This window comes from Kitasatospora sp. P5_F3, assembly GCF_054049135.1.
Genome location: NZ_JBFUMY010000072.1, coordinates 25,246 through 35,475 on the forward strand (window position 1 = coordinate 25,246; position 10,230 = coordinate 35,475).

The 10,230-nt window shown below is 74.4% G+C and carries 10 protein-coding genes; 8 read left to right on the plus strand and 2 right to left on the minus strand.

Annotated elements, in window-relative coordinates; genetic code table 11:
- Nucleotides 1–284 precede the first annotated feature (284 nt).
- Nucleotides 285–473, minus strand: a complete 189-nt coding sequence (locus tag ACXJMZ_RS30360; protein WP_457033235.1) for a hypothetical protein — start codon at nt 471–473, stop codon at nt 285–287.
- A 189-nt stretch (nt 474–662) separates the two neighbouring features.
- Nucleotides 663–1,211 (minus strand): cupin domain-containing protein, encoded by a 549-nt coding sequence (locus tag ACXJMZ_RS30365; protein WP_457033236.1) that lies wholly within the window; start codon nt 1,209–1,211, stop codon nt 663–665.
- Nucleotides 1,212–1,378: 167 nt separating this feature from the next.
- On the opposite strand from ACXJMZ_RS30365, the gene ACXJMZ_RS30370 reads away from it, so the two are divergent.
- From ACXJMZ_RS30370 to ACXJMZ_RS30405, 8 genes are all read left to right on the plus strand, one after another.
- Nucleotides 1,379–1,807, plus strand: a complete 429-nt coding sequence (locus ACXJMZ_RS30370) for an RrF2 family transcriptional regulator (protein WP_457033237.1) — start codon at nt 1,379–1,381, stop codon at nt 1,805–1,807.
- Nucleotides 1,804–2,745, plus strand: a complete 942-nt coding sequence (locus tag ACXJMZ_RS30375) for a hypothetical protein (RefSeq protein ID WP_457033238.1) — start codon at nt 1,804–1,806, stop codon at nt 2,743–2,745. Before ACXJMZ_RS30370 ends, ACXJMZ_RS30375 begins: the two co-directional genes overlap by 4 nt.
- A 450-nt stretch (nt 2,746–3,195) precedes the next feature.
- Nucleotides 3,196–4,743, plus strand: coding sequence for an ABC transporter substrate-binding protein (locus ACXJMZ_RS30380; RefSeq protein WP_457033239.1), 1,548 nt, complete (start codon nt 3,196–3,198; stop codon nt 4,741–4,743).
- Nucleotides 4,740–5,588 (plus strand): ABC transporter permease, encoded by an 849-nt coding sequence (locus tag ACXJMZ_RS30385; protein WP_457033240.1) that lies wholly within the window; start codon nt 4,740–4,742, stop codon nt 5,586–5,588. The genes ACXJMZ_RS30380 and ACXJMZ_RS30385 overlap by 4 nt, the downstream gene beginning before the upstream one ends.
- Nucleotides 5,585–6,490, plus strand: coding sequence for an ABC transporter permease (locus tag ACXJMZ_RS30390; protein WP_457033241.1), 906 nt, complete (start codon nt 5,585–5,587; stop codon nt 6,488–6,490). The genes ACXJMZ_RS30385 and ACXJMZ_RS30390 overlap by 4 nt, the downstream gene beginning before the upstream one ends.
- The gene (locus tag ACXJMZ_RS30395) at nt 6,471–7,487 is read left to right on the plus strand and encodes an ABC transporter ATP-binding protein (protein WP_457033242.1); all 1,017 of its coding nucleotides are present in this window, start codon (nt 6,471–6,473) and stop codon (nt 7,485–7,487) included. Before ACXJMZ_RS30390 ends, ACXJMZ_RS30395 begins: the two co-directional genes overlap by 20 nt.
- Nucleotides 7,484–8,497 (plus strand): ABC transporter ATP-binding protein, encoded by a 1,014-nt coding sequence (locus ACXJMZ_RS30400; RefSeq protein WP_457033243.1) that lies wholly within the window; start codon nt 7,484–7,486, stop codon nt 8,495–8,497. Before ACXJMZ_RS30395 ends, ACXJMZ_RS30400 begins: the two co-directional genes overlap by 4 nt.
- Nucleotides 8,498–8,617: 120 nt before the next feature.
- Nucleotides 8,618–10,230: molybdopterin-dependent oxidoreductase (locus ACXJMZ_RS30405; RefSeq protein ID WP_457033244.1), on the plus strand; the 1,613-nt coding region annotated here is incomplete at its 3' end.

Sequence of the window (10,230 nt, forward strand, 5' to 3'; positions counted from 1 at the left end):
ACGTTCCCTTCAGATCAGCCCTCGGCGGCGAGTACCAGGTAGTCGGCCCTGCGCGCTCCGTTCGCCGCCCCGGTGACAACACGCTTGCCTTGGTGACACCTATCGCGCTTCGGCGCAGTGGGTCGAGATCCGGATCAGCGGCCAGTGGCTGCCCGGCCGGGTGGAGAGCTGGCGTCTGCACCGAGGAACTCACCATCCAGCTGGAGGCGGCAAAATGAACACCGGGCGGGGGGCTGCGGGCTTGGAGCGGAAGTCCTCGCGTGGGGCCGGCGTCTCAGATCGGCTTACCCCCGCTTGGGTGCTGGTGCGGCGAACCAGCGGGCGAGCAGGCCCGGCTGGTAGTCGACGACCGGCCCAAGGGCGGTCACCTCACCCAGGAAGGTCACCGTGGCGAGCTCCTCCAGCTCCGGGGTGACGCCCGCCTTGAGTGAGGCCAGCAGGCGGCGGTGGCACTCGGCCACCTCCGCTTCCAAGCTGAGCCTGATCGGCGGGGTCAGGCTGCGGGTGCGCCCGGACGTCCGGGTCGAGACCGGCGGGCTCCGGCTCGGCGGGGTCCGCGACGACGGGCCCCACCGAGCCCGGCGGTCCGACCGTGCGGGTGGCCGCCTGGGGCCTGGTGGGCGGCATCTCGGTCGAGCGCGGCTGACGCCGGCCCCGGCCGGTCAGGCGGAGGGCGGCGGGTAGAGGCTCGGGAGGTTCACCACGATGGCCTCCTGGGTGCTGCGGGCGATCACCACGACGGCCTCCTCGCTCGGGTCCGGGTTCTCCTCGCGGTGCGGCACGAAGGGCGGCACGAAGACGTAGTCGCCGGGGGAGGTGCGGAGCCGGATCTCCTCGGGAGTGCCGGAGGAGTCGTCGACGAAGACGAACTCCGGGTGGCCGCTGACCACGTGGATCGCGGTCTCGGACTCGCCGTGGTGGTGGTCGGAGGAGGCGGTGGCGGGGGCGACGTGGGTCTGGCCCATCCAGAGCTTCTCCGAGCCGACGGTGCCGCCGCTGATCGCGGCGAACCTGCGCATGCCGCTGCTCTGCGCGGTGTCGCCGTCCAGTTCACCGGCCCGGACGTGGTGCAGACGGGCCCGCAACGGGGTGGTGTCGGCGGCCGGCCGGCCGTGGTCGGGCAGGTGCGGGTGGAAGCCGGTGCCGGCCTCGGTGCAGGAAGCGCCGGGCTCGCCGTCGGCCGTCGGGGCGTGGCTGTGGGCGGTGGGCATGGTGGCTCCAGGAAGGTACGGGAAGTGGGCGGGCTGCAACGGCCGGGCCCCGCCGGATGGTCAGGACGCTAGGGTGCGGCCGGAAAGGATGTCAAGAGGTGTCCTTTCCTCCGGGCCTGCCGGGGAAGGCACTTGAAGTGCGCGGCGGGCCGGGGATACTCATGCTCATGCATATTTCCGCGAAGGCGGACTACGCCGCGCGCGCCTTGGTCGAACTGGCCGGGGACGCGGCTCGTCCGCTCACCTGCGAGGCCATCGCCTCCTCGCAGGGAGTCCCGTTCCGATTCCTGAAGTCGGTGGTCGGCGATCTGCGCCGGGCCGGTCTGGTGCGCAGTCAGCGCGGCTGCGAGGGCGGGTACTGGCTGGGCCGGCCCGCCGAGGAGATCACCCTGCTGGACGTGGTGCGGGCGGTGGACGGCGAGGTGATCACCCTGCGCGGCGAGCCGCTGGCGGACCTCGCCTACCCGGGCCCGGCCGAGGCGCTGCCGGCGGTCTGGCGGGCGGTGGAGGAGCGCGCGGTGCGGATCCTGGCCACCACCACGGTGGCCGGTCTGGTGCGGGAGTCGACGCGTCCGGCGGCGGTGGTCCCGGCGTGACGGCGGTCCGGCTGGAGGTGGTCGAGTACACCGACCCGGCCTGTCCGTGGGCCTGGGGCTCGGAGCCCAAGGTGCGGGCGCTGCTGCGGGTGCTGGCGGGTGCGGCGGACCATCGCCGGGTGTTCGGCATCCTGTTCGACGAGGACGACGACCCGGCGCCCGATCCGGCCGCCGAGACGGCCTGGTACGCCCGCTACGTCGAGGGGATCACCGCGCACACGGGGGCGCCGCGCGCCGCCGGCCTGCGCTGGGTGGCCGCCAGCAGCTGGCCCGCCTCGCTCGCGGCGGCGGCCGCCGAGGCGCAGGGCCCACTGGTGGCCGAGCGGGTGCTGCGGCGGCTGCGGGAGACCGCCTTCGTGCTGGGTGAACCGGCCGACACCCCGGACCGGGTGCGGGCCGCGCTGCACGGTGTGCCGGACCTCGACCTCGACCGGCTGGAGGCGGACGCCGGTTCGGCGGCGGTGCTCGAACGGGTGCGCGCGGACCGGGCGGAGACCCGTCGGCCGGTCCCCGAGGTGGTCGGCCTGCGCGGTCCGGGGCCGCACCCCGGGTCTGCCAAGGAGACCGAGGACGGCCACCGGTACGCACTGCCGACGCTGGTGTTCGTCGGCCCGGCCGGGCGGCGGGCGGTGCCGGGCTGGCGTCCGCTCGCGGAGTACCTGGCGGCGGCCCGCGCGGTCTGCCCCGGACTGGTGCCGGCTCAGGACGCGCCCTCGGCCGCGATGTTGATGGAGCGTTACCGCAGTGTGTCGGCGTCCGAACTGGCCTCGGCCGAGGGGGAGGTGCCGGCCGGTGCGGTCCGGGTGAAGACCGCCGGCGAGGCCCTGTTCCTGCACCCGACCGAGCGTTCGGGCTCGTTGCTGCTCGCCGGCCCCGGCGCCCCTGAGCTGCAAGGATCGTGCGTGGTCGGTGAATTGGGGTGGGCCGCCAGGGAATGAGACACCTTTTGGTGTCCATTGACAGCGGGGTGTTCCAGTCGCCAGGATGTGCGCATGTTCTCCACGCACCCCAACGTGGTGTGCCGCTACGTGGACCTTCGGCGCACCAGCAGCGACCTCTGTCGCTGAGCGCGCTCTCCCGGCGGCAGACCTGCCCGCCGTACCGGCCGGGCCCTGCCCGCCCGCACTCCCGTCCGGCCCGCGGTCGCTGACCGTCCCGCCGACCGGCCCCGGTCACCCGACACCGCGGTGACCGCCCGCCCGCCGTCCCCGACGGCGCGCACCCCTCTCCTCGCTGCCCGGCCGCCGTGCGCCCCTCCCGGGGCCGGAGCCGTCCGCGCCGATCCACGCCCAGAACCGTCGGTGCACGCCGACGCCATGCCCCGTGCGCCGCCCCGACCTACCGGTCCGGGGCGGGCGGGGCGTGCACCCGAAAGGTGACCCACACTCATGAACGCACTGCCCGAAGGCCGTTCGACGCTGGCCAGACGCTCCTTCCTGGGGCTCGGTCTCGGTACCGGGGCCGCGCTGCTGCTGGCCGCCTGCGGCGACACCGGCGATGCGGTGGGCGGCAGCGGCAGCTCGGGCACCGTGCGCTGGGGCTGGGCCCTGCCGACCTCCTGGGACCCGGTCTTCTCCTCGGCGGGCTGGGACGTGCACGCGCTCTCGCTGGTCTACGCCGGACTCACCAAGCTGGACGAACAGGGCGCCGCCGTACCGGCGTTGGCCACCGGCTGGAGCTACGCCCCCGACGGCACCTCGGTCACCTTCAAGCTCAGGCCCGGCCTGACCTTCGACGACGGCACACCGCTGGACGCCACCGCGGTCAAGAAGAGCCTCGACCGGGGCCGGACCGACCCGAAGTCGCTGGTCGCCCCGCAGCTGGTGCACCTCAAGGAGGTCAGCGCCCCCGACCCGGGCACCGTGGTGCTCCAACTCACCCAGCCCGACTACCAGTTCCCCAATCTGCTGGCGGGCAAGACCGGCCTGATCGTCAACCCGAAGGCGTTCGAGACGGACACCGCCGGGATCGCCACCAAGCCGGCCGGCGCCGGTCCGTTCTCGCTGGTCTCGTACACCCAGAACAGCAAGGCGGTGCTGCGCCGGAACACGAGCTACTGGGACGCGGCCTCGATCAAGCTGGAGAACTTCGAGCTGCACCCGCTCCCGGACGCCGCCACGGTGGTGGCCGGCCTGCAGTCCGGTCAGTACGACGTCGCCCAGATCCCCGGCAGCCAGGTCGCCGCCGCGAAGGCGGCCGGCCTGGAGGTCCAGGTGATCCCCTCGCTGGTGGTGGCGGTGCTGGACATCAACATCACCAAGGCGCCGTTCGACCAGCCCGAGGTGGTCGAGGCGCTGAAGTACGCGATCGACCGCGACGCGCTGGTGAAGACCCAGCAGTTCGGCCTCGGCGAGGCCAACTACCAACCCTTCCCGAAGGGTTACGTCGGTCACGACCCGGGCTCGGAGGACCTGTACCGCTTCGACCCGGCGAAGGCCCGTGAACTGCTGGCCAAGGCCGGACACCCGAACGGCGTCGACCTGACCATCACCACCTCGGCCGCGCAGGGCCTGCCCGAGCAGTTGCAGGCACAGCTCAAGGACGTCGGGATCAGGACCACCATCGAGGTGGTGCCGGCCGCGCAGGCCACCCAGATCGTCTACATCCAGCACTCCAAGGCGCTGTTCACCGACCAGTTCGCCGGGCGGGACTCCGCCCCGCAGGCGTTCCAGGTGCTGTTCGGCGAGCAGGGCCTGATGAACCCGGGCCGGACCACCCCGCCCGAGCTCAAGGAGGCCGTCGAGAAGGTCTCCCGGACCCCGCTCGACTCACCGGACTACCCCAAGGTGCTCCAGGCGGCCACCGCGCTGGCCGTGCGGACCATGCCGAACGTCTTCCTGTACAGCGTCCCCCGGGTACTGGCCCGTCGCCGGTCGGTCTCGCAGATCCCCGCCTTCACCGTGGTCCAGCGCTTCGAGGGCGTGAGCGCCTCGTGAGCGCCGTACTCGCGCCCGGCCGGCCCCTGACGGCGGGTCCGCTCGCCCGCTCGCTGCCGGTGCAGTACGGGAGTTGGCTGACCGACGCGCTCGGCGGCGACCTCGGCCGGTCCTGGTTCACCACCGTGCCGGTGGCCGACTCGATCGCCACCGCGCTGCCGGTCGACCTCTCGATCGCGGGCCTGGCCCTGCTGTTCGCGGTGCTGCTCGGTGGCGCCGCCGGGATCGCCGCCGCCCTCAGCAACGGCGGCCGCACCGACCGGATCGTCACCGCCGTCTGCACCGTGCTCGGCACCCTGCCCGCCTTCGTGATCGCGATCGGCCTGATCACCCTGCTGGCCGTCCAGCTGCGGCTGCTGCCCTCCGGCGGGTACGTCCCGTTCGGCCGCGATCCGGCCCAGTGGCTGCGGTTCGCCGTGCTGCCCGCGCTGGCGCTGAGCCTGGACGCGGCCGCCGCGATCGCCCGGCAGCTGCGCACCTCGCTGGTCGGCGAGCTGCGGGAGAACTACGCCACCGGCGCGGTGATGCGCGGCCTGTCCCGGCGGCGGGTGCTGCTCGGCCACGTGCTGCGCAACGCGGCCGGACCGGCCGTCACGGTGCTCGGGATGAGCGTGCCGATGCTGATCGGCGGGGCCGTGGTGACCGAACGGATCTTCAACCTGCCGGGGATCGCCCAACTCTCGCTGCGGGCCGCCGAACAGCACGACGTCCCGGTGATCCAGGGCACCTTGCTGGTCACCGTGGTGGTGGTGCTGATCGCCAACCTGGCCGTGGATGCCGGGCTGTTCGCGCTCAACCCCGCTGCCCGGAAGGCCAGTTCGGCCCAGGCCAAGGAGGCACGATGAGCATCCTGCGCTCCACCGGCGGGGTGCCGGTGGCCCGGGCCGCCCTCGGGGTGCTCGCCGTGGTCGCCCTGCTGGCGCTGTTCGGCGATGCCCTCGCCCCGCTCGACCCGCTCGCCCAGGACACCGCCCGGACGCTCCAAGGGCCCAGTGGCGCCCACCTGTTGGGGACCGACTACCTGGGCCGGGACGTGCTGAGCCGGCTGCTGGCCGGCACCGGGAGCTCGGTGCTCAGTGCGGTCGAGGCGGTCGGTGCCGCGATGCTGCTCGGCGTGCTGCCCGGGCTGGCCTCGGTGCGCTTCGGCGCCGCCTTCACCTGGGTCTCGCTGCGCGCGGTGGACGCCCTGATGACGTTGCCGTTCACGCTGTTCGCGATCGCCGCCGTCGGGGTGCTCGGCAACGGGCTGCACCAGGCGATGCTGGCCCTGGGCGTGCTGCTCGCCCCGCTGTTCTTCCGGGTCACCCGGGCCGCCGCGCTCGGCCTGGACCGGGCGCAGTACGTCGAGGCGGCCGAGCTGATGGGCGCCTCCCGGTGGTGGATCCTGCGCACCCACATCTGGCGCAAGGTGCTGCCGACCGTGGCGGTCACCACCGCGCACGCGCTGGCCACCAGCCTGCTGGCGGTCTCCTCGCTGACCTTCCTCGGCATCGGCGTCCAACCGCCCGCGCCGACCTGGGGCGGCATGCTGGCCGGTGACCTGGGCTTCCTGGCCCAGCAGCCCTGGGCGCCCGCGCTGCCCGCCGCGCTGATCATGCTCACCGTCGGCGCGCTCAACCTGCTCGCGGACGCCGTCCGCGACGCGGAGCCGAACGCGGCGGAGCCGGTGACCGCCGAGAAGACCGAGAAGACCGAGAAGTCCACCGCCCGAGGGAAGGAGCGCCGCGATGACCTCGCCGCCGTCTGAACCGCCCGCCCTCACCGTCGAGGCCCTGCACCTCACCGTCGGCCACGGCCGCACCGAGGCCGTCCGGGACGTCTCGTTCACCGTCCGCCGGGGCGAGGCCCTGGGCCTGGTCGGCGAGTCCGGCAGCGGCAAGACGCTGACCTGCCGCTCTGTGCTCGGCCTGCTCGCCCCCGGCGTCGAGGTCGCGGAGGGCAGGATCGCCCTGGGCGACACCGCGCTCACCGACCTGACCGGGCGTCAGTGGCAGCAGCTGCGCGGCACCCGGCTGGGCGCCGTCTTCCAGGACCCGAGCTCCTACCTCAACCCCGCGCTCACCGTGGGCCGCCAGCTCGCCGAACCGCTCCGGGTCCGGCACGGCCTGCCCCGGGCCGAGGCGCGCGCCCGGGCGGCCGGACTGCTCGACTCGGTCGGCCTCGACTCCGCCAGGGTGTACGACAGTTACCCACACGAACTGTCCGGCGGCATGCTGCAGCGGGTGCTGATCGCGATCGCGGTCTGCGGCGACCCGGAGCTGCTGGTGGCCGACGAGGCCACCACCGCGCTGGACACCGTGGTGCAGGCAGAGATCCTCGACCTGCTCGACCGGCTGCGGGCCGAACGCGGCCTGGCCCTGCTGCTGGTCACCCACGACCTCGCCGTGGTCGCCGAGGTCTGCGACCGGATCCTGGTGTTCTACGCGGGCGAGATCGTCGAACAGGGCCCGACCGCCGAGGTGATCGCAGCCCCCGCGCACCCCTACACCGAGGCACTGCTGCGGGTCGCCTCGCTCGGCGMCCGCACCCGCCGCGAACTGACCGTCATCCCGGGCCGTCCACCGGAGCCGGGCACGGCCGGGCCAGGCTGCCGGTTCGCCGACCGCTGCGACTACGCGACCGACGCCTGCGGCACCGACACCGTCCCGCTGACCAGCACCGCGCCCGACCGCCAGGTGCGCTGCCTGCGGGCCGGCGAGCTCGCCCTGGCCGGCACCGCCCACCGCACGGAGGTGTTCCGATGACCGTCACCACCGACCTGCCCGCCCGCACCGAGGCGCCGACGGCCGCGCCGCAGGGCGAGCCGCTGCTGCGGCTGCGCGGCCTGAGCGTCGCGTACGGCCCCGGGCCCCGGGTGCTGGACGGCGTCGACCTGGACGCCCGGGCGGGTGAACTGCTCGGCGTGATCGGGGAGACCGGCTCCGGCAAGACCACACTGGCCCGTGCCGTGGTCGGCCTGGCCCCCGTGGTCGCGGGCACCGTCACCGTCGACGGGCAGGACCGCACCGGCCTGCGTGGCCGGGCGCTGCGGGCGGTCCGCCGGGACGGCACCGTCCAGTACATGTTCCAGGACCCGCTGCGCTCGCTGGACCCCGATCTGACGGTCCGCCGGCTGATCGGCGAGCCGCTCGTGGTGGCGGGCACCGAGCGGGCCGAGCGCGAGGAGCGGGTGCTCACCGCGCTCGACCAGGTCGGCCTGGACCGGGCGCTGGCCGACCGCACCCCGGCCCGGCTCTCCGGCGGCCAGCGCCAACGCGTCGCACTGGCCCGGGCGGTGGTCACCCGCCCCCGGCTGCTGCTCGCGGACGAGCCGGTCAGCGCGCTGGACGCGTCCAACCGCAACCACGTGCTGCGGCTGCTCGACGAGCTGCGGCGGGAACTCGGCCTGGCCGTTGTGGTGATCTCGCACGACCTCGACTCGCTGGCCGGGGTGGCCGACCGGATCGCAGTGCTCTACCGGGGCCGGCTGGTCGAACAGGGCCCGGCCGAAGCCGTGCTGGAGCAGCCGCTGCACCCGTACAGCGCCCTGCTGGCCGCCTCGGCGCCCAGCCTGCTGCGCGCGCACCGCACCGACCTGGCCCTGCTGCGGACCCCCGCCCCGGCCGCCCCGTCCGACGCGGCCTGCGTCTTCGCGCACCGGTGCCCGTTCGCCGACGCGGCCTGCCGCGAGCTGCCCGAACCGCAGCCGCACGGCCCCGAGCGGGCCGCCGCCTGCCACCACGCGCCCGACTGGCGCGCCCACCTCACCCGCTGACCTCCCGTCAGGAGCCCGTGCCATGTCAGCCCTCCAGCTCGTCGCCATCGTCGCCACCCGGCCCTGCCGCCAGGAGCCGGCCACCCACGGTCGCACCACCCCGGTACCGGGGAGCCGACTGTGACGGGTACGCCCAGCACCTCGCACTGGGGCGCGTACCGGGTCCGGCCGCTGGCGGGCGGCGGGGTGGAGGTGCTGCCGCATCCGGGCGATCCCTCGCCCTCCCCGCTGCTCGGCGGGGTGGCCGGATCGCTCCGGCACCCCACCCGGGTGGCGCGGCCGGCCGTCCGGGCCGGCTGGTTGGAGCACGGCCCCGGCCCGTCCACCCGGCGCGGCGCGGAGCCGTTCGTCGAGGTGGAGTGGGAGAGGGCGCTCGACCTGGTGGCCGCCGAGCTGGCCCGGGTGCGCGGTGAGCACGGTAACCAGGCGGTGTTCGGCGGCTCGTACGGCTGGGCCAGCGCCGGGCGGTTCCACCACGCGCAGAGCCAACTGCACCGGTTCCTCAACCAGTTCGGCGGCTACACCGGCTCGCGGAACTCCTACAGCCTGGGCACCTCGCTGGTGCTGCTGCCGTACTTGGTCGGCGACGCGGACGCGGTCCTGCGGGCCGGGTCCTCCTGGCCCACGATCATCGGCAACACCCGGCTGATCGTCGCCTTCGGCGGCATCCCGGCCAAGAACGTACACGTCACCCCGGGTGGGGTGACCCGGCACGGTACTCCCGGATACCTGGTCGAACTCGCCGCCGCAGGCGTGCAGGTGGCGCTGGTGAGCCCGCTGCGCGACGACCTGCCGACCGGCCCCGCCACCGACTGGTTCCCGGTCGCGCCCGGGACCGACACCGCGCTGATGCTGGCGCTCACCCGCACCCTGGTCGAGGAGGGTCTGCACGACCGGGACTTCCTGGCCCGGCACTGCACCGGGTGGCCGCAGCTGGCCGACTACCTGTCGGGTGCGACCGACGGCACGGTGAAGGACGCCGACTGGGCGGCGCCGATCTGCGGCATCGCCGCCGAGCGGATCCGGGAGCTGGCCCGGCGGATGGCCGCCACCCGCACCCTGGTCACCGTCACCTGGTCGCTCCAGCGGGCCCGGTTCGGCGAGCAGCCGGTCTGGGCCGGCCTGGCGCTGGCAGCCGCGCTCGGCCAGATCGGCCTGCCCGGCGGCGGCTTCGGCCACGGCTACGGCTCGATGGGCGACGTCGGCGACACCGGGCCCACCCTGCGCCTGCCCTTCCTGCCCCAAGGCACCAACCCGGTCCGGGAGTTCATCCCCTGCGCCCGGATCGCCGACCTGCTGCTGCACCCGGGGGAGGAGTTCGACTACGACGGCGCCCGGTACAGCTACCCCGACATCCGGCTGGTGCACTGGGCCGGCGGCAACCCGTTCCACCACCACCAGGACCTCGGCCGACTGCGCCGGGCGTTCGCCCGCCCCGACACGGTGATCGTGCACGAGCCGCACTGGACCGCGACCGCCCGGCACGCGGACATCGTGCTGCCCGTCACCACCACCCTGGAGCGCGAGGACTTCGGTGGCGGCCGCCGCGACACCCACCTGATCGCCATGCACCGGGCGGTGGCCCCGTACGGCGAGGCCCGCGACGACCACGCGGTGCTCGCCGCACTGGCCGAACGGCTCGGCTTCGGGGAGGAGTTCACCGAGGGGCGGACACCTCGCCAGTGGCTGGTGCACCTCTACGAGGAGTGGGCGGCGCAGACCGCCGCCGCCCC